Source organism: Halomonas sp. 25-S5, from assembly GCF_029889845.1.
Taxonomy (GTDB): Bacteria; Pseudomonadota; Gammaproteobacteria; order Pseudomonadales; family Halomonadaceae; genus Halomonas.
Genome location: NZ_JARANV010000006.1, coordinates 1 through 17,173 on the forward strand (window position 1 = coordinate 1; position 17,173 = coordinate 17,173).

Genomic DNA, 17,173 nt, shown 5'->3' on the forward strand with positions numbered 1-17,173 from the left:
CGCCATGACGTTGGCCGCCGTCGATCGCCTGGTCCACCACGCCACCCTCTTCGAGCTCAACGTCGACAGCTACCGTCGCCGCACCGCGATGGAGAACAAGCGCTCGCAAGGGCGGCCGGCAACGCGCGCGACATTCAAGACGAGTCACTCCGTGTCGCCCAGCGACACGGACACGGATGACACCGCTTGCCTACCAGGGGAGGGAGCATAAAAAGGAGCAGGGCCGCGACACCGATTTCTCATCCAGATTGTCGCTGGCTTCTCATACAGATTGACGCGCTACAGTCACTGGGAACCTCCAATCTCGGCCAAGTGATAGGAATTTACCAATGAGAGAGCGTATCAGCATCCCACCAATGCATTCTGTGTCACACTCGGTTACATCAAGGGGAAAAGTGCAATTTCGATAGCCAGGAACTTTATGGGTAGAGCGAAAAATTTCACAGGCGAGAGCTTCTGGGCAAGAGGGTATTTTGTTTCGACAGTCGGGCTTGATGAAGACATGGTCCGTGCCTACATCCGTAACCAAGAAAAGTCTGATGAGCATTATGATCAGCTCAAGTTCGGCATGTAAAGATAGCCGCCTTCAGGCGGCTCAGGTTCTTGCCCCTTTGAGGGGCTAACAATATAAAGCCCCCGGCTTTGCCGGGGGATACTTACTCAGTAGTGATACCGAAGCTGGGCGATAAGCAAAGCGTCATCCGTGACCTTGTAAACTATTCGGTGTTCTTCATTGATCCGGCGAGACCAGTACCCGGCGAGACTATGTTTGAGGGGCTCTGGTTTGCCAACACCTTCGAACGGTTCTCGCTTGGTCTCTTTTATCAGCTTGTTGATTCGGTTAAGAATCTTTTTGTCAGTTTTCTGCCAGTACAGATAGTCTTCCCAGGCGTTCTCGGAAAAGATGAGTTTCATTCAAGAAGTTCCTTTTCTTGACCGCCGCCTTGCTCTAGCTCGGCAACGGATTCCAGCAAACGACGGGCGTTCTTTGGTGCGCGCAGGAGGTAGGCGGTCTCTTGCAACGCCTCGTAGTCCTCAAGAGAAATCATGACCACGGACTGTGATTTGCTCCGGGTGATGATCACGGGAGAATGGTCTTCACAGACCTGCTCCATGGTTTTTGCTAGATTGGTTCTAGCGGCTGTGTAGCTAATGGCATCCACGAGGTTGCTCCTGTACAGGATGTTGACCATGCTCAGGATACCGTACGCGAAAGGATTTAACAATCGGCTGCAAAGCGACCGATTTTTCGCCGCTCTGCGGCTCCAAACCGGCGCGTGAGCCGGGCGTTACACCCTATTGTACGCTCCTTGACAGGGGTACGGCATTGCCGTATAATTCATCAATGGTCTTTATAGAAGCGAGCCTTTTCGCGAAGCTGTTGCCAAAATACCTCACGGACGAGGAATACCGGGGGTTGCAGGCGTATTTGCTCAAATCCCCTGACGCTGGAGACCTGATTCGTGACTCCGGTGGCGTGAGAAAGGTTCGATGGGCAATATCCGGCTCTGGGAAGAGTGGTGGCGTACGAATCATTTACTTCTGGAAGAAATCTCACCACCAAATATGGTTTCTTACGCTCTATCAAAAGTCTGAACAGGACTCTATACCAGGCCACATGCTCAAACAGATAGCAGAGGCATTGAAAAATGAGTAAGCGAAATATTGGTAGTGAAATCCTGGAAGGTATCCGGGACATCCAGCAACACAACAAAGGCAAATTGAAGCTACGCTCTACTGAGCTGACGCCGCCTTCACCTCCCCAGGAAATTCGGCTGAAATTGAAGCTGTCTCAGTCTGCGTTTGCGGGGCTGATGGGCGTGAGTGTCCGTACACTGCAAGACTGGGAGCAAGGACGGCGGGACCCTCAAGGCCCCGCTCTAGCGTTGCTGAGAATAGCTGAGCAGCATCCTGATATTTTCAGTGAACTTCATTAGCCACGTGTGTAACAATCGCATGCACTCGGACGTCAAAAAGCGCCGCTCCATCGTCGCTTTGCTTTTTGCCCCCGGTGATTTGCGGCGTCAGGCTCGCCTGATCGTCCGCTTCTGGCCGATAAGTGCATAGGCACTTATAAGAGTCTCAGCAGCGTAGGGGTTGCGTTCGCCGAGGTAATCGAGGATGGCCCACAGTGACTGGCGAGCCTTGGGGCGCCACTCAACCGGCAACATGCCGGCGCTTGGCAGCGATCAGCTCACGCATCTCGGCCATCACGTCGTCGTGAGGGATCGAGGGCCTCGGGGGGTTCACGGATCTGCTCGCGGAACCAGCGATCGTAGCTATCCGCCTGTTCCTGAGTGTCAAACTCGCTGACGATAGGATCGGTAACGGCGAAGGGTGAAGGCGGGATTTCAGGCGCAGGTCGCTCGAATGGCAAAACGGCAGGGCGGTGCTCTTCCTGGTCGCCCCGGGGCCCGGAGTGGTAATTTCAGGCAGTGGCAAGTTCTGAAAAGTGAGTCGCTGGCGCCCGGCTGGCGAGAGGTGATGAATGGTGAAGCAGCGCGCGCCGCATCTGGTGGTATTCACCGGGGCGGGGATCAGTGCCGAGAGCGGCATCCAGACCTTCCGCGCCAGCGATGGTCTGTGGGCCGATCATGCCATCGAGGATGTCGCCACGCCCGGCGCCTGGCGGCAGGACCCTGCGCGGGTGCTGCGCTTCTACGACCAGCGCCGCGACCAGGTGCGCCGGGCCCGCCCCAACGCCGCCCACAAGGCCCTGGCGGCGCTGGAGAAGCAGGGCTTTCGGGTCAGCATCATCACCCAGAACATCGATGACCTGCACGAGCGCGCCGGGTCACGCCAGGTGTTGCACCTGCATGGCGAGATCCTCAAGGCGCGCTCCTCGGTCGACCCGCGCATGCACTACCCGCTGCCCCGCGGGGGCATCCGCCTGGGGGACCTCTGCGACAAGGGCAGTCAGCTGCGCCCCGACGTGGTGTGGTTCGGCGAGGCCGTGCCACATTTTGCGGATGCCTGCGAGATCGCCGCCGAGGCGGACCTGCTGCTGGTGGTCGGTACGTCGCTTGCCGTGATGCCGGCCGCCTCCTTGCTCGACCATACCCCGCTGGACGCGCCCTGCGTGCTGGTCGACCCCGAGGCCGATGCCCTGGCCCCGCCGGGCGTCACCCGCCTCGGCCAGCCGGCCGGCAAGGGCGTGCCGGCGCTGACTCGGCACTGGCTGCGCGAGGGCCGGCTCTGGCTGCCGGAGACGGTACTCGAGTAGAGGGGGTCGGCAGCAAGGCGCGCGAGGCCCATGCTAGAATGCCGCCCCTTCCGGCTCCGGGACCACGCCACCATGCAGGACGACACCTTCCACGACGCCCTCATCGAGCGCGACCCCGCCACAGGTCTCTCCAGTGACCCCGCCACCGGTCATCCGCGGCCGCCGCGCCGCGAGTTCAAGGCGCGGGGCAGTTTCGTCACCCGCTGCGGGGGCTGCCACCTGCCGCAGCTCAACTGCCTCTGCCCCTACCGGGTCACCGCCACGAGCGAGGCCAGGGTGTGGCTGCTCACCCACCCCCTGGAACACTTTAAGCCTACCAATACCGGACGGCTGATCGGTGACGTCTTGCCCGACACCGAGGTCTTCACCTGGTATCGCACGGTACCGGACGAGCGGCTGCTGGCCCTGCTCGCCGACAGTCGCTATGCGCCCTTCGTGATCTTTCCCGACGACCAGCCGGACTATGCCGATCGGGTGGTGGGCATGGAGAGCGTGACCGAGCGTCAGCAAGGGGGGCGGATACCGGTCTTCATCATCCTCGACGGCACTTGGCGCCAGGCCCGGCGGATCTTCCGCAAGAGCCCCTACCTCGACCGGCTGCCGGTGCTGCCCCTGGCCACCGAGCGGCTGACCCGCTATCGGCTGCGCAAGCCGGCGTCGGCCACCCACCTCTGTACCGCCGAGGTGGCCATCGAACTCCTGCGCCAGGCCGGAGACACGTCGGCGGCCGAGGTGCTCGACGACTATTTCGATGCCTTCAACGACAGCTACGCCGCCAGCCGGGGCCACGAGAAGCTCGAGGCACCGACGGCGGCGATGTGGCGATTGCTGATGCGACGTGAGCCTGGCAGAGAAGTCTGAATCAGCCGCCGAACAGCGCCCCGGCGATGCGGAAGCCGGCGATCCAGGTCCCGGCGGCGGAGCCGAGGGTGGCGGTCAGGAAGACCAGCAGGGTGCGCGAGACCCGGTTGCGCCACCAGCCCTTGAGCTCGGTGACGTCGTGGCGCAGGGTCGAGAAGTCCCGCACCTTGGGCTTGCGCATCCACAGTTCCACCCCGGCGGCAACGAAGCCGGCACCGATGGTGGGGTTGAGCGAGGTGAGCGGGGCGGCGACGAAGGTGGCCGCCACCGTGACCGGGTGGGCGAGGGCCGCCAGGGTGGCCGCCCCGGAGAGCACGCCGTTGATCAGGAACCACTCCCCCACCAGCTGCCAGCCCAGCTCGGTATTGCGCGAGAAGCCGATGGCGAAGCCGGTCAGCACCAGCAGCGTGACCAGCCAGGGCAGTGCCCGCCACAGCCGCGACGGCGGCGGAGTGACCTCGAGACGCTCGCGCTCCGGGGCGGGGTCGTCAGGCAGCGGCTGCTCCAGCTGTTCGGCCATGCCCTTCATGTGGCCGGCGCCGATCACCACCAGCACGTGGCGATAGCGTCCGGGGGCGGCGTCCTGGGCCAGGCGCAGCACCATGTAGCGGTCCCGTTCGCTGATCAGCGGCGTGTAGAGAGATGCCGACTCGGCGGCGAACTCGCTGAAGGTGGACTCCAGGACGTCACCCTCCTTGAGCCGCTCGATCTCCTCGGCGGAGACCTGCTGGCGCGACAGCACGCTGCCGAGCAGCCCCGAGAACAGCGAGAAGCGTTGCCACCAGGGCACGTTGTGATAGATGCGCTTGAGGGTGATGCCCACGTCGCGGTCGATCAACAGCAGCGGCAGGCTGGCGTCACGGCTCTCCTCCAGGGCGGCGCGCATCTCGGCACCGGGCTCGATGCCCGACTGCTCGGCGACGCGCTGCTGGAAGGCCCCCAGCGCCAGGCTGGCGGCCACCATGCCGGCCTTGCCCTGACGGAAGATCTGGAACAGGTCCTGTTCACCCAGGGCATCGGGATTGGTGAGGCTGTGGTGGCGCGAATCGCATAGCTCGATCGCCACGGCATCGAACTCGCCGGAACGGATCAGCGCGCGCACGTCCGCGGCGCTCTCGGCGGAGACATGGGCCGTGCCCAGCAGCGTATAGCGGGTCTCACCCACCTGCAGCACCCGTCGCGGGCCGCTAGGCATGTCGCTGTTCGGGGGGGATGAGGTTTCGGGGGCCTGGGTATCGGTCATGTCGGCTCGGATCGAAGGAAAAGGAGTGTCATTCATCGGTGCGGTGTGCCACCGCCGTCATTTGCGCCAGAACATCGGCGTGAATAGCACCAGCACCGTGAGGATTTCCAGGCGCCCCATCAGCATGGCAAGGCTCAACAGCCACTTGGCAGCGTCCGGCAGGCTGGAGAAATTGCCGGCGGGGCCGATGGTGTCACCCAGTCCGGGGCCGACATTGGCGACCGAGGTGGCGGCACCGGAGAGCGCCGTGACAATGTCCAGGCCCATCAGCGAGAGGCCCAGCGCGACACCCGCGATGGTCAGGAAGAAGAAGAAGGAAAAGGCCACCACACCGCGCGTGACGTCATCGGTCAGCGGTTGACCGTTGTAGCGGGAGGCAAAGACCCCATTGGCATGCACCAGGAAGCGCAACTGGTTGCGCAGCATGATGGCCGCGACCTGGAAGCGGAAGATCTTCATGCCTCCGCTGGTCGAGCCCGAGCAACCCCCGACGAAGGTCAAGTAGAAAAACGCCACGATCGCCATGTTGCCCCAGGTGGTGTAGTCGTCCGAGGCGTAGCCGGTGGTGGTGACCACGGAAATGACGTTGAAGGTCACGTGGGTCAGGGCCTCGAGGGCTGCCGTGCCCTGCCAGATCCGCCATAAAGTGAGCCCGAGAATCACGATCAGCAACATCAGCAGCAACCCCTGGACTTGCTGGTCACGCCAGAGGGCCCCGTGAACGCCCCGCAAGACACGGATATAGAGCACGAACGGCAGGGCGCCCATGAGCATGAACAGGGAGGCGAACCACAGCAGATGGAGCGTGTCGGCATAGGCGCCGAAGGACGCATCGGTGTTGGCGAACCCGCCAGTGGCAAGCGAGGTCATGGCATGCACGACGGCATCCAGGGGCGCCATGCCGCCCAGCCAGTAGCTGACCATGGCGATCAGGGTGAAGCTGCAGTAGATGGTCAGGGTCGCCTTGGCGATGCCCCCGGTGCGTGGCATCACCTTGTCGGACCAGTCCGACGACTCGGTATGGAACAGACGCATCCCCCCCACCTTGAGAAACGGCAGGATGGCGATACCCATGACGATGATGCCGATGCCGCCCAGCCACTGCATGATCCCCCGCCATAGCTTCAAGCCATCGGAGAGGTTCTCGATGCCGCTGAGGATGGTCGAGCCGGTGGTGGTGATGGCGGAGACCGACTCGAAGACGGCATTGGTCACCGACAGTTGAGGCGCGCCCAGGGCCAGGGGAAGGCTGGCGAAGCCACAGATGGTGACCCAGCTCAGGGTGGTGATGACGAACATCTGCCAGGGTTTCAGGGCGATCTCCACCTGCTGGGTGGTCAGCCAGGTGAAGGCTACCGCGCCCAGTACGATGAGGATCGAGAGGCCAAAGGCCTTGGCATCGGGGTCTTGCTCGATGAGCAGGATGAGCCAGGGAACGGCCATGAAAACGGCCAGCACCAGCCAGAGTAGCGACAATACCTTGAAGATAGGCGCCCAATGTCGCAAGCGCGCACGGATTGCCCTGTTGACCACGCCGGTCATGGTTGCCGCCCTTGCTGACCATTGGCTAGACGTCGTGTCATCGATAAGCGCATGACGGTCCCTGCTAGGTTCACTGTGAGTCCCTTGCCCCAGCAGCGTCTCGCGGGTGGCGCGGCGATGGCCGCCTTCCTGACGGAGACGCTGGGGCTGCGACGGTTAGAAAAAGGTCAAACCCACCTGGAACAGCCGCTCCACATCACGGAGGCGGCGCTTGTCGATCACGAACAGGATGACATGGTCGCCCGACCTTACTACCACGTTGTCATGGGCGATCAGCACCTCCTTGCCGCGCACCACGGCGCCGATGGTGGTGCCCTGGGGCAGATCGATTTCGCCGATGGCGCGTCCCACCACCTTTGACGACTGGGTGTCGCCGTGGGCGATGGCCTCGATGGCCTCGGCCGCGCCGCGGCGCAGCGAGTGGACATTGACGATGTCGCCGCGTCGCACGTGGGTCAGCAGGCTGCCGATGGTCGCCTGCTGCGGTGAGATGGCGATATCGATCTCGCCCCCCTGCACCAGGTCGACGTAGGCGGCGTTGTTGATCAGCGTCAGCACCTTCTTGGCCCCCATGCGCTTGGCCAGCATCGACGACATGATGTTGACCTCGTCGTCGTTGGTCAGCGCGCAGAAGATGTCGCAATCCTCGATGTTCTCCTCTTCCAGCAGCCGCTTGGCGGTGGCGCTGCCGTGCAGCACCACGGTGCGGTCGAGGCGTTCGGAGAGCTGGGTGCAGCGCTCGAGGTTGTGCTCGATGATCTTGACCTGGTGGCTGTGCTCCAGGTGCTCGGCCAGGCGCTCGCCGATGTTGCCGCCGCCGGCGATCATCACCCGGCGGAAGTCGCGGTCGAGGCGGCGCAGCTCGCTCATTACCGCGCGGATATCGCGGCGGGCGGCGATGAAGAACACCTCGTCGTCGGCCTCGATCACGGTGTCGCCGCGCGGGATGATCGGCCGGTCCTTCCGATAGATGGCCGCCACCCGGGTGTCCACGCTGGGCATGTGGCGGCGCAGGAAGCCCAGCTCCTGGCCGACCAGCGGGCCACCGTAGAAGGCCCTCACCGCCACCAGTTGCACCAGGCCACCGGCGAACTCCAGCACCTGCAGGGCGCCGGGGTGTTCGATCAGCCGGCGGATATGGTCGGTGACCACCTGCTCGGGGCTGATCAGCACGTCAATGGGCACCGCCTCGTGGGCGAACAGCCCCTTGCGGGTCAGGTAGGCGGTGGCTCGCACCCGGGCGATCTTGGTCGGCGTGCGGAACAGGGTGTGCGCCACCTGGCAGGCGATCATGTTGACTTCGTCGGAGTTGGTCACCGCGATCAGCATGTCGGCGTCCTCGCAGCCGGCCTGGCGCAGCACCATGGGGTAGGAGCCGGCCCCCGACACCGTGCGGATGTCCAGGCGGGTATGCAGCTCGCGCAGGCGCTCGTTGTCGGTGTCCACCACCGTGATGTCGTTCTCCTCCCGGGCCAAGTGCTCGGCAAGGGTGCCGCCGACCTGGCCGGCGCCAAGGATGATGATCTTCATGGTCGTTGTTGTCCGCTCCGGTCAGACCGCGGGGGATCGAGGGCGGCGCACCTGGTGCGCCGCAACATGGCGAGGCAAGCCTAAACCAGCTGCCGTGAGAAGAACAGGTCGCGGCGTGGTTCAGTCCAGGGTGAACCCGACCCTGATGGTGACCTGCCAGTGGGCGACCCGCCCGTCCTCGATATGGCCGCGGGTGTCCATGACCTCGAACCAGCGCATGCCATGCAGGCTCTCGGCGGCCTTGGTCAGGGCGCTCTGGATGGCGTCCTCGATGTTTTTCTCCGAGGAGCCCGTCAGCTCGATGTGCTTGTAGGTGTGGTGGCTCATGGGACCTCCAGTGTCGTGGAACGGACAGCCCGCCCTCAGGCGGGATGCTTCTCCAGTCTGGCATAGAAGAAGCCATCGTGGCTGTCGGGCTGCGGCAGCAATTGCCGCCCGGTGCCCGCGGCGCGGCCCCAGGCCATGTCGGCCGGGGTGGTCACCACTGCTTCCGGGGTGCGGGCGAGGAAGCGCTCGATCTGCTCGGCGTTCTCCTCGGGCAGCACCGAGCAGGTGGCGTAGAGCAGGGTGCCGCCGGGGCGCAGCAGCGGCCACAGGTTGTCGAGCAGCCGGGCCTGGAGCTCGGCCAGCCTGGGGATGTCCGAGGGGCGGCGTAACCGCTTGATGTCGGGGTGGCGGCGGATCACGCCGCTGCCGGAGCAGGGGGCATCGAGCAGGATGGCGTCGAAGAACGTGCCGTCCCACCAATCGCGGGTGGTGGCGTCGCCCTCGGCCAGGGTCGCGGCGAGCCCCAGCCGTGTCAGGGTGTCCTCGACACGGGCCAGGCGTGCGGCATCGCTGTCGACGGCCTGCAGGTCGATATCGAACAGTTCCAGCAGGTGTGCGGTCTTTCCGCCCGGGGCGCAACAGGCATCCAGCACCCGAGCGCCCGGCCGCGGCGCAAGCGACGGGCCGAGCAGCACGGCGGTAAGCTGGGCCGACTCATCCTGGACGCTGACATGGCCCTCGGCGAAGCCGGGAAGCACCTCGACATCACGTGGCGCCTCGAGGGTCAGGCCATCCGGCGCATGCGCGCAGAGACGCGCCTCGATGCCCGCCGCGGCGAGGCGTTCCAGGTACATTTCGCGGTCGCCATGGCGGCGGTTGATGCGCAGGGTCATGGGCCCCGGTATATTATTGGCTTCGCAGATGGCTCGCCAGTCGTCGGGCCAGGCCTGGCGCAGGGCCTTGAGCCACCAGCGGGGATGCAGCAGCGCCACGGCCGGGTCGTGGTCGACCTCGGCCTGGAGCTCGGCGCTCTCGCGCTGCAGGCGCCGCAGGCAGCCGTTGAGCACCCGGGTGGCCCACTCCTTGCCCAGTAGGCGAGCGGCGCCGGCGGTCTCACCCACCGCGGCGTGGGCCGGAATGCGTAGGTAGAGCAGCTGGTGGATACCGAGCAGCAGCAGCGCCTGGACGTCGGCGTCGCGGGCCTTGAACGGCTTGGCCAGCAGCGTGCCGGCCAGCGCCTCGAGGCGGGGCAGGGTCCGGCAGGTGCCGTAGCAGAGCGCCTTGAACAGGGCCCGGTCACGGGCCACCACCTGATGGTCGTCGAGGCCGGTGAGCGAGCCCTTGCCGGTGATCACCGGGGCCAGGGCACGGGCGGCGGCGGCACGCACCGCCAGGCCGTTGTCGCGACTGCCTTCCCGGGAGCGGGGCGCGGGGGTTGCCTGGCTCATGCGGTGGCCTCCTCATCGGTGTGTCCCAGTCGGGTGCCGGGCGCGAGGCGCTCGGCGCGGGCCTTGAGCAGTTCGCTCACCGCCAGGGGCTTGCCGCCGGGCAGCTGGGCGCGGGTCACCTCGAGCACTTGGTCGCCGGCCGCGCCGCAGGCGATGCGCAGGGCATCGGGGCCGTGGGCCAGCAGGGTGCCGGGCGGCATCGGGGCCTCGCCCGGGGCGGGGGAGGCGGCCCGCGCCATCAGCAGGCGCAGGCGGTCGTCCCCCAGGGCACACCAGGCCACCGGCCAGGGGTTGAAGGCGCGGATCCGCGCCGCGAGCTCGGCGGCCGGGCGGCGGAAGTCGAGTTCCGCCTCGGCCTTGGAGAGCTTGGCGGCATAGTTGATCCCCGCCTCGGGCTGGGGCGTGGTGGGCAGGCCATCGCCGGCCAGCGCATCCAGGGCCTCGACGATCGCCTGGCCGCCGAGGCGCGCCAGGCGGTCGTGGAGCTCGCCGCCGGTGGTGTTGGCGGCGATCGGGGTGCGCCTGACCAGCAGCATGTCGCCGGTGTCGAGGCCCGCGTCCATCTGCATGATGGTCACGCCGCTCTCCGCGTCGCCGGCCTCGATGGCCCGCTGGATGGGGGCCGCCCCGCGCCAGCGCGGCAGCAGCGAGGCATGCACGTTGAGACAGCCCAGCGGAGGGATCTCGAGCACGGCACCGGGCAGGATCAGCCCGTAGGCCACCACCACCATGATGTCGGCCTCAAGCCCCGCCAGCTCGGCCCGACCCTCGGGCGCCTTCAGGGTCGCCGGCTGATGGACCGGCAGGTCGTGCTCCAGCGCGAGGGCCTTCACGGGGCTCGGGGTCAGCTTGCGGCCGCGGCCGGCCGGGCGGTCGGGCTGGGTATAGACGGCGACGACGTCGTGGCGGCTCGCCAGCAGCGCCGCCAGGCTCTCGGCGGCAAAGTCGGGAGTGCCGGCGAAGATGACGCGCAGGGGTCGGGACATGTTCAGGACCTTGCCAGTGGGCGATGCCCTCCATGATAACGGAGGTGGCCGGAAACGACGAAGGCCGACGCATCGGCGTCGGCCTTCTCCGGGAGGTTCGGCAAGGCGTCAGGCGGGTTGCATCTGCCGGTGACGCTTGTGCATCTTCTTCATCACCCGGTCACGCTTGAGCGCGGAGAGGTAGTCGACGAACAGCACCCCTTCCAGGTGATCGTATTCGTGCTGTATGCAGTGGGCGAGCAGGCCCTCGGCCTCCATCTCGTAGGGCTGGCCGTCACGATCCAGGGCCTCGAGGTGAACCCTCAGGGCGCGGGGAACCTCGGCGTAGTACTCCGGGATCGACAGGCAGCCCTCCTGCATCGGCTCACGCTCCTCGCCGAGGGGCGTGAACTGCGGGTTGATCAGCACCAGCGGGCGCGACTGGCCGTCGCTGACGTCAATGACGATGACCCGGCGGTGCACGTCTACCTGGGTAGCGGCCAGTCCGATGCCGCTTGCGTCGTACATGGTCTCGAGCATGTCGTCGACCAGGCGGCGTACCTCGTCGTCTACCGTCTCGACCGGCGTGGCGATGGTGCGCAGCCGCTCGTCGGGAAATTCGAGGATGGGTAATTTGGCCATGGCGTTGGAATCACCGTTATGCTGTCATTTACAAGATGACACTATTCTAGGAGTACGCGCTCGGTGGCGATAGCGTCGAACGTGCATCATATCAATAGCATCTGACTATACCACGTCGCCGTCGTTCCATGGCGTCAGGCGTGAGGCCAGCAACGCGGGGGAGAGCAGGGATGAGACAGACAGGATGCGCAGTGGGGTGGCGCCAGCGGCTGAAGGGGGGGCTCGGTACCCTGCTGGTGGGTGGGGCCCTGAGCCTTGCCACCACGCTTGCCCAGGCCCAGGGGCTCTCCTGGGAGGAGGGCCTGAAAGGCGATGCCCCGGATCGCTATACGGTGGTCAGGGGTGACACCCTCTGGGACATCTCCGGTCGTTTCCTGCGGCATCCCTGGCAGTGGCCCGAGGTGTGGCAGGTCAACCCGCAGATCAAGAACCCGCACCTGATCTATCCCGGCGACGTCGTCTACCTCTATGACTGCAACGGGCGCCCCTGTCTCGGCCTCGAGCGGGGCCAGGGCATGGTCCGACTGTCGCCGGAGGTCCGTACCACCCCGCACCGCGAGGCCATCGAGCCGATACCCCTGGATGCCGTGCGCCACTTCCTGCGCGAGCACCGTGTCATCGACGACCCCGAGGCGCTGGACGAGCTGGCCTATGTGGTCGCCGGGGATGATGGTCGCCTGGTCAGCGGCGGCGGTGACCGCCTCTATGCCCGCGGCCGGGTCGAGGGCGACGGCCGCTTTGGCCTCTACCGGGTGGGCGAGCGCTATGTCGACAGCGCCAGCGGCGAGCCGCTCGGCCTCGAGTTGGAGAGCGTCGGCCAGGCGCGCCGCCTGCGTCAGGAGGACGATATCGCGGTGCTGGAGGTGACCTCCTCCAGTCAGGAGGTGCGCAACGACGACATCGTGCTGCCGCTCGAGGATCGCCGGCTGGTCACCGAGTTCCTGCCCCGGGCCCCCGACCAGGAGATCGAGGGGCGCATCCTGGCGGTGCCCGGCGGCGTGCGCTTCATCGGCCGCCTGCAGGTGGTGGCGCTCGACCGCGGCCGGCGCGACGGCCTGGAGGCGGGCCACGTGCTGAGGGTAGAGCAGCGCGGCGAGCTGGTCAGCGACCCGCGCACCGGCGAGGCGCTGCGCCTGCCCGGCGAGGATGCCGGCCTGGTGATGGTCTTCCGTCCCTACGAGAAGATGAGCTACGGCTTGGTGATGCAGGCCAACCGCACCCTCTCCGTGGGCGACCGCATCCACAGCCCGCAGCGCCTGCTGGATACGGCGCTGCGCTAGGGCGAGGCCCGACGGTGCAGGCGCGGGAATGGCTGGTTCTCGCCCGGTTGCCCGGCATGGGCGCCGCGCGCCTGGCCGAACGGGTGGCGGCACGTCCTGACTGGCCGGACGGCTGGCTGGCCGTGCTGCCGCGCGAGGCGGGCATGGCCCTGCGGCTATGGCTCGATCATCCCGCCCGCAGCCCCCTCTCCGCCGACCTGGCGGCCGACGAGGCCTGGCTCGCGGCCGAGCCCGGCCGGCACCTCCTCCACCCCGATCATCCGTCCTGGCCGAGGCTACTCGTGCAGATCGCCGATCCCCCGCCGGTGCTCTGGGCGCTGGGCGACCTCGGGGCCCTTGGCCCGCCGCGGCTGGCCATGGTCGGCTCGCGGCGGCCGACCCGCGAGGGGCTCACCAATGCCGCAGGCTTCGCCCGGGAGCTGGCCGGGCGGGGCTGGTGCGTGGTCAGCGGCATGGCACTGGGTATCGATGCCGCCGCCCAGCAGGCGGCACTCGACGCCGGCGGGGCGAGCGTGGCGGTACTCGGCTGCGGGGTGGACGTCATCTATCCGCCGCGCCACCATCGCCTCTACCGGCGCCTGCAAGAGACGGGCGGACTGCTGCTCTCCGAGCATCCCCCGGGCACCCGGGCACGGGCCAGCTTCTTCCCGCGCCGCAACCGCATCGTCACCGGCCTCTCGCTGGGCGTGCTGGTGGTGGAGGCCGCCGAGCGCAGCGGCTCGCTGGTCAGTGCCCGGCTGGCCCTCGAGCAGAACCGCGAGGTCTTCGCCCTGCCCGGCTCGATCCATAACCCGACAGCGCGCGGCTGCCTGCAGCTCATCCGCGATGGTGCCGTGCTGGTCCGCGACCTGGACGACATCCTCGCCGAGCTCAGCCAGTGGGCGGTGGCTAGCGCCCCCGCTCCGGTTTCTTCAGCGCCCGAGCCGGCCGAGGCGCCGGAGAATTCGCTGCTGCGCTGGCTGAGCGACACGCCCACGCCGGTGGACGCCCTGGTGGCCCTGACCGGCCGCGGCGTCGCCGACTGCCAGCGCGGCCTGTTCGAACTAGAGCTGGAGGGTGCCGCGACCCAGGCCGCCGGTGGCTGGGTGCGCCTGCCGACCCGGCCGGGAGCGTGATAGGATATGCCCCCTGACGCCGGTCATCCGGCATGTCGAGGCAAGGCGAGGAGACCCATGATCGAGGCCAGCGCTCTTGAGGAGGCTGTCGTGGCCCTGCGTGCGGGAGGCGTGATCGCCTACCCCACCGAGGCCGTCTGGGGGCTGGGGTGCGACCCCGACGACGAGCAGGCCCTGGCCCGCCTGCTGCGCCTCAAGGCGCGCGACCCGGCCAAGGGCGTGATCCTGGTGGCGGCGAGCATCGGCCAGTTCGCGCCCTGGCTCGAGGGGCTGCCCATCGAGCTGCATGCGCCGCTGGTGGCGAGCTGGCCGGGACCTATGACCTGGCTGGTGCCCGACAACGGCCGCTCCCGCGCCCTGGTGCGCGGCGACCATGACCGGGTGGCACTGCGCGTCAGCGCCCATCCGCTGGTCGTGGCGCTGTGCGAGGCCTTCGGCGGCCCGCTGGTCTCGACCTCGGCCAACCGGGCCGGCGAACCGCCGGCGATGCGTGCCGAGCAGGTCCGGGCGGCCTTCGGCGCTGAGCTCGATGCCGTCCTGGACGCCCCGTTGGGCGGCCTCGAACGTCCCAGTACCATCCGCGACCTGGTCACCGGCCGGTTACTGCGTTCCTGAACCCTCCCCGATTTTGCCCCTGGAGGCACCGTTGGCCCACGCCCATCTCGATGACGTCAAGACCTACCTGCTCGACCTCCAGGAGCGCCTCTGCACGGCCCTGGCCGCCGAGGATGGCGGTAGCTTCCGCGAGGATAGCTGGCAGCGTGATGAGGGCGGCGGCGGCCGCTCCCGTGTAATCGAGCGGGGCCAGCTCTTCGAGAAGGGCGGCGTGAACTTCTCCCATGTGTTCGGCGAACGCCTGCCGCCCTCGGCCACCGCGGCGCGCCCGGAGCTCGTCGGGCGCAGCTTCCATGCGCTGGGGGTCTCCTGGGTGCTGCACCCGGCGAACCCCCATGTGCCCACCAGCCACGGCAACGTGCGCTTCCTCATCGCCGAGAAGGCGGGCGAAGCCCCCGTCTGGTGGTTTGGCGGCGGCTTCGACCTGACGCCCTATTACCCGGTGCATGAGGACGTGGTGCACTGGCACCGGGTGGCGCGCGACGCCTGCGCCCCCTTCGGCGACGAGGTCTATCCGCGCTACAAGGCGTGGTGCGACGACTACTTCTATCTGAAGCATCGCGACGAGACCCGCGGCGTCGGCGGACTCTTCTTCGACGACCTCAACGAAGGCGGTTTCGCACAGTGCTTTGCCTTCCAGCGCGCCGTGGGCGACGCCTTCCTCGATGCCTACCTGCCCATCGTGCGGCGCCGTCGCGACACGCCCTACGGAGAGCGCGAGCGCGACTTCCAACTCTATCGTCGCGGGCGCTACGTGGAGTTCAATCTGGTGTGGGACCGCGGCACCCTGTTCGGGCTGCAGAGCGGCGGGCGCAGCGAATCGATCCTGATGTCGATGCCGCCCCTGGCGCGCTGGGAATACGACTGGCACCCCGAGCCGGGCAGCCCCGAGGAGGCCCTCTACCACGACTATCTGCGTCCCCGCGACTGGCTGGGAGAAACCGATGGGGGCCATCGTTGAGGGACAGAAAAGGGGCGCCGGTGACAGGTCCCGAAGTGTCGGACCACCGAGGGGGCGCTGTGAATACATCCTTGTACGCTACCGACGCCATCCCTGGCGTAGGACCTCCTCTACGACCTGTCACCGGATCAGCCCCGCAAAATACAGCTATCCGCGATGGCTCTGAAGGAGAAAAAATACCATGACCGATCGCTACTGCGTCTTCGGCCACCCGGTCGGCCATTCGAAGTCGCCGGTCATCCACGCCGCCTTCGCCGCGCAGACCGGGGACGATATCGAGTACACCGCCATCGAGGCGCCGCTGGACGACTTCGCCGGCGCCTGGCGGCGCTTCGTGGCCGAGGGCGGCCGTGGGGCCAACGTCACCGTGCCCTTCAAGGAGGCGGCCTTCCGCCTCTGCGACACGCTCAGCGAGCGCGCCCGTCGGGCCGGGGCGGTCAACACCCTGATCCTGGGGGGCAACGGTCTGACATACGGCGATACCACTGACGGGGTCGGCCTGGTGCGCGATCTCAAGCGCCATGGCGTGGAACTGGCTGGGGCACGGATCCTGGTGCTGGGTGCCGGGGGCGCGGTGCGCGGTGTGCTGGAGCCGCTGCTGGCGGAGGGGCCGGCGAGCCTGCTGGTGGCCAACCGCACGGCGGCCAAGGCCGAGGCGCTGGCCGCCGACTTCCGCGACCTGGGCGAGATCGCCGGCGGCGGCTTCGACGCCGTGGCGGGCCCCTTCGACCTGGTGATCAACGGCACCAGCGCGAGCCTCGCCGGTGACCTGCCGCCGCTGCCCGACGCGCTCTTCGCGCCGGGCGCCACCGCCCACGACATGATGTACGGCGCCGCGCCCACGGTCTTCCTGCGCTGGGCCGCCGAGCGCGGCGCCAAGACCGTGGATGGCCTGGGCATGCTGCTGGAACAAGCGGCGGAGTCCTTCTTCCAGTGGCGTGGCAGTCGCCCCGATACCGGCCCGGTGCTGGAGAGGCTCAGGCGGGCGCTTTAATAAAGGTTCATCGCATGAAAACACTCGGTTCTCATGTAGGCCCGATAAGCCGGAGGCGCATCGGGCGAAGAGGCTAGCACCGCCTCGTGGATCCGCCCGGTGCGCTGGCGCTTACCGGCCCTACGGGGTTGGGGCGGCAAGCCGATATCTTGCCGTAAGCATCGTCACGCTAATCTGCGAGGAACCTTAATAAAGAGCGATCGACTGCCAGGGCGCCGTCAGCGTCTCTTGACGTAAAGCCCCACCATGCACAGCGCCACACCGGCCACCGAGGTCAGCATGCCGCCGTTGACCAGCCAGGGGTGGCGGTCGATCCAGGGCACGAAGGGCTGGGCGGTGTCGCGGCAGACGCCCGCGCGATAATCCCAGTGCCCCTCCTGAACGAGCAGGCAGTCGCGCACCTCACTCAGTTCGATGAAGTAGGCGCCCATCAGCATCAGGATGGGTAGTACCAGCAGCAGCAATCCGATCTTCAGCATGCACGACA

Annotated in this window: 19 protein-coding genes and 2 pseudogenes; 11 read left to right on the forward strand and 10 right to left on the reverse strand. The window is 66.9% G+C overall.

The features are described 5' to 3' along the window. Together OP498_RS06140 and OP498_RS06145 are read left to right on the forward strand one after the other, a co-directional pair. Positions 1–211 (forward strand): annotated as a pseudogene (locus OP498_RS06140) (hypothetical protein); the annotation flags it as partial. A 130-nt stretch (positions 212–341) separates the two neighbouring features. Then, positions 342–574, forward strand: a pseudogene (locus OP498_RS06145) (transposase); the annotation flags it as partial. Between the two features lie 86 nt (positions 575–660). Here the strand turns inward: OP498_RS06145 and OP498_RS06150 are convergent. Further along, positions 661–915 carry a Txe/YoeB family addiction module toxin gene (locus tag OP498_RS06150; protein ID WP_008938367.1) on the reverse strand — a complete coding sequence of 85 codons (255 nt, stop codon included), beginning with the start codon at positions 913–915 and terminating at the stop codon, positions 661–663. Further along, complete coding sequence (locus tag OP498_RS06155) at positions 912–1,163, reverse strand: type II toxin-antitoxin system prevent-host-death family antitoxin (protein WP_012137510.1); 252 nt, start codon at positions 1,161–1,163, stop codon at positions 912–914. Before OP498_RS06155 ends, OP498_RS06150 begins: the two co-directional genes overlap by 4 nt. Positions 1,164–1,345: 182 nt before the next feature. On the opposite strand from OP498_RS06155, the gene OP498_RS06160 reads away from it, so the two are divergent. From OP498_RS06160 to OP498_RS06175, 4 genes are all read left to right on the forward strand, one after another. Continuing rightward, positions 1,346–1,657: a type II toxin-antitoxin system RelE/ParE family toxin gene (locus tag OP498_RS06160; RefSeq protein WP_280550343.1), complete on the forward strand. Its 312-nt coding sequence runs from the start codon at positions 1,346–1,348 to the stop codon at positions 1,655–1,657. Next, the gene (locus OP498_RS06165) at positions 1,650–1,937 is read left to right on the forward strand and encodes a helix-turn-helix domain-containing protein (RefSeq protein WP_280552963.1); all 288 of its coding nucleotides are present in this window, start codon (positions 1,650–1,652) and stop codon (positions 1,935–1,937) included. The genes OP498_RS06160 and OP498_RS06165 overlap by 8 nt, the downstream gene beginning before the upstream one ends. A gap of 551 nt (positions 1,938–2,488) precedes the next feature. Further along, entirely contained in the window at positions 2,489–3,223 is a 735-nt protein-coding gene (locus OP498_RS06170; protein ID WP_280552964.1) for an NAD-dependent deacylase, read from the forward strand. 72 nt (positions 3,224–3,295) lie between these two features. Continuing rightward, entirely contained in the window at positions 3,296–4,084 is a 789-nt protein-coding gene (locus tag OP498_RS06175; RefSeq protein WP_280552965.1) for a DTW domain-containing protein, read from the forward strand. Position 4,085: 1 nt separating this feature from the next. On the opposite strand, the gene OP498_RS06180 is transcribed toward OP498_RS06175, so the two are convergent. From OP498_RS06180 to def, 7 genes are all read right to left on the reverse strand, one after another. Then, entirely contained in the window at positions 4,086–5,327 is a 1,242-nt protein-coding gene (locus OP498_RS06180; protein WP_280550313.1) for a TraB/GumN family protein, read from the reverse strand. A 57-nt stretch (positions 5,328–5,384) separates the two neighbouring features. Further along, a complete protein-coding gene (locus OP498_RS06185; RefSeq protein WP_280552966.1) occupies positions 5,385–6,869 on the reverse strand; it encodes a TrkH family potassium uptake protein in 1,485 nt (494 codons plus the stop codon). A 156-nt stretch (positions 6,870–7,025) separates the two neighbouring features. Continuing rightward, positions 7,026–8,399: a Trk system potassium transporter TrkA gene (gene trkA, locus OP498_RS06190; RefSeq protein ID WP_280550306.1), complete on the reverse strand. Its 1,374-nt coding sequence runs from the start codon at positions 8,397–8,399 to the stop codon at positions 7,026–7,028. Positions 8,400–8,519: 120 nt separating this feature from the next. Then, a complete protein-coding gene (locus OP498_RS06195; RefSeq protein WP_280550299.1) occupies positions 8,520–8,726 on the reverse strand; it encodes a dodecin in 207 nt (68 codons plus the stop codon). Positions 8,727–8,761: 35 nt separating this feature from the next. Next, on the reverse strand, positions 8,762–10,114 hold the full coding sequence (rsmB, locus tag OP498_RS06200) for a 16S rRNA (cytosine(967)-C(5))-methyltransferase RsmB (protein WP_280550297.1): 1,353 nt from the start codon (positions 10,112–10,114) through the stop codon (positions 8,762–8,764). Further along, entirely contained in the window at positions 10,111–11,100 is a 990-nt protein-coding gene (fmt, locus tag OP498_RS06205; protein ID WP_280550292.1) for a methionyl-tRNA formyltransferase, read from the reverse strand. The genes rsmB and fmt overlap by 4 nt, the downstream gene beginning before the upstream one ends. Before the next feature lie 108 nt (positions 11,101–11,208). After that, a complete protein-coding gene (def, locus tag OP498_RS06210) occupies positions 11,209–11,721 on the reverse strand; it encodes a peptide deformylase (protein WP_280550289.1) in 513 nt (170 codons plus the stop codon). A 170-nt stretch (positions 11,722–11,891) separates the two neighbouring features. Between def and OP498_RS06215 the strand changes: the two genes are divergently transcribed. The 5 genes from OP498_RS06215 to aroE all read left to right on the forward strand — a co-directional run bounded on the left by OP498_RS06215 (position 11,892) and on the right by aroE (position 16,686). Next, on the forward strand, positions 11,892–13,001 hold the full coding sequence (locus OP498_RS06215; protein ID WP_280550287.1) for a LysM domain-containing protein: 1,110 nt from the start codon (positions 11,892–11,894) through the stop codon (positions 12,999–13,001). A gap of 14 nt (positions 13,002–13,015) precedes the next feature. After that, positions 13,016–14,116 carry a DNA-processing protein DprA gene (gene dprA, locus OP498_RS06220; protein ID WP_280550285.1) on the forward strand — a complete coding sequence of 367 codons (1,101 nt, stop codon included), beginning with the start codon at positions 13,016–13,018 and terminating at the stop codon, positions 14,114–14,116. A 57-nt stretch (positions 14,117–14,173) separates the two neighbouring features. Further along, the gene (locus OP498_RS06225) at positions 14,174–14,731 is read left to right on the forward strand and encodes a Sua5/YciO/YrdC/YwlC family protein (RefSeq protein ID WP_280550280.1); all 558 of its coding nucleotides are present in this window, start codon (positions 14,174–14,176) and stop codon (positions 14,729–14,731) included. A 31-nt stretch (positions 14,732–14,762) separates the two neighbouring features. Further along, positions 14,763–15,692: an oxygen-dependent coproporphyrinogen oxidase gene (hemF, locus tag OP498_RS06230; RefSeq protein ID WP_280550278.1), complete on the forward strand. Its 930-nt coding sequence runs from the start codon at positions 14,763–14,765 to the stop codon at positions 15,690–15,692. A 181-nt stretch (positions 15,693–15,873) separates the two neighbouring features. Next, complete coding sequence (gene aroE / locus OP498_RS06235) at positions 15,874–16,686, forward strand: shikimate dehydrogenase (RefSeq protein WP_280550277.1); 813 nt, start codon at positions 15,874–15,876, stop codon at positions 16,684–16,686. Between the two features lie 218 nt (positions 16,687–16,904). Here aroE and OP498_RS06240 read toward each other — a convergent pair whose 3' ends face one another. After that, positions 16,905–17,165, reverse strand: a complete 261-nt coding sequence (locus OP498_RS06240) for a hypothetical protein (RefSeq protein WP_280550271.1) — start codon at positions 17,163–17,165, stop codon at positions 16,905–16,907. Positions 17,166–17,173: the final 8 nt, after the last annotated feature.

Bases quoted from the DNA above. Each gene is read 5' to 3' on its own strand.
- OP498_RS06150 (WP_008938367.1), bottom strand. From the start codon at position 915: ATGAAACTCATCTTTTCCGAGAACGCCTGGGAAGACTATCTGTACTGG.
- OP498_RS06160 (WP_280550343.1), top strand. From the start codon at position 1,346: ATGGTCTTTATAGAAGCGAGCCTTTTCGCGAAGCTGTTGCCAAAATAC.
- OP498_RS06165 (WP_280552963.1), top strand. From the start codon at position 1,650: ATGAGTAAGCGAAATATTGGTAGTGAAATCCTGGAAGGTATCCGGGAC.
- OP498_RS06170 (WP_280552964.1), top strand. From the start codon at position 2,489: ATGGTGAAGCAGCGCGCGCCGCATCTGGTGGTATTCACCGGGGCGGGG.
- OP498_RS06175 (WP_280552965.1), top strand. From the start codon at position 3,296: ATGCAGGACGACACCTTCCACGACGCCCTCATCGAGCGCGACCCCGCC.
- OP498_RS06180 (WP_280550313.1), bottom strand. From the start codon at position 5,327: ATGACCGATACCCAGGCCCCCGAAACCTCATCCCCCCCGAACAGCGAC.
- OP498_RS06185 (WP_280552966.1), bottom strand. From the start codon at position 6,869: ATGACCGGCGTGGTCAACAGGGCAATCCGTGCGCGCTTGCGACATTGG.
- trkA (WP_280550306.1), bottom strand. From the start codon at position 8,399: ATGAAGATCATCATCCTTGGCGCCGGCCAGGTCGGCGGCACCCTTGCC.
- OP498_RS06195 (WP_280550299.1), bottom strand. From the start codon at position 8,726: ATGAGCCACCACACCTACAAGCACATCGAGCTGACGGGCTCCTCGGAG.
- rsmB (WP_280550297.1), bottom strand. From the start codon at position 10,114: ATGAGCCAGGCAACCCCCGCGCCCCGCTCCCGGGAAGGCAGTCGCGAC.
- fmt (WP_280550292.1), bottom strand. From the start codon at position 11,100: ATGTCCCGACCCCTGCGCGTCATCTTCGCCGGCACTCCCGACTTTGCC.
- def (WP_280550289.1), bottom strand. From the start codon at position 11,721: ATGGCCAAATTACCCATCCTCGAATTTCCCGACGAGCGGCTGCGCACC.
- OP498_RS06215 (WP_280550287.1), top strand. From the start codon at position 11,892: ATGAGACAGACAGGATGCGCAGTGGGGTGGCGCCAGCGGCTGAAGGGG.
- OP498_RS06225 (WP_280550280.1), top strand. From the start codon at position 14,174: ATGATCGAGGCCAGCGCTCTTGAGGAGGCTGTCGTGGCCCTGCGTGCG.
- aroE (WP_280550277.1), top strand. From the start codon at position 15,874: ATGACCGATCGCTACTGCGTCTTCGGCCACCCGGTCGGCCATTCGAAG.
- OP498_RS06240 (WP_280550271.1), bottom strand. From the start codon at position 17,165: ATGCTGAAGATCGGATTGCTGCTGCTGGTACTACCCATCCTGATGCTG.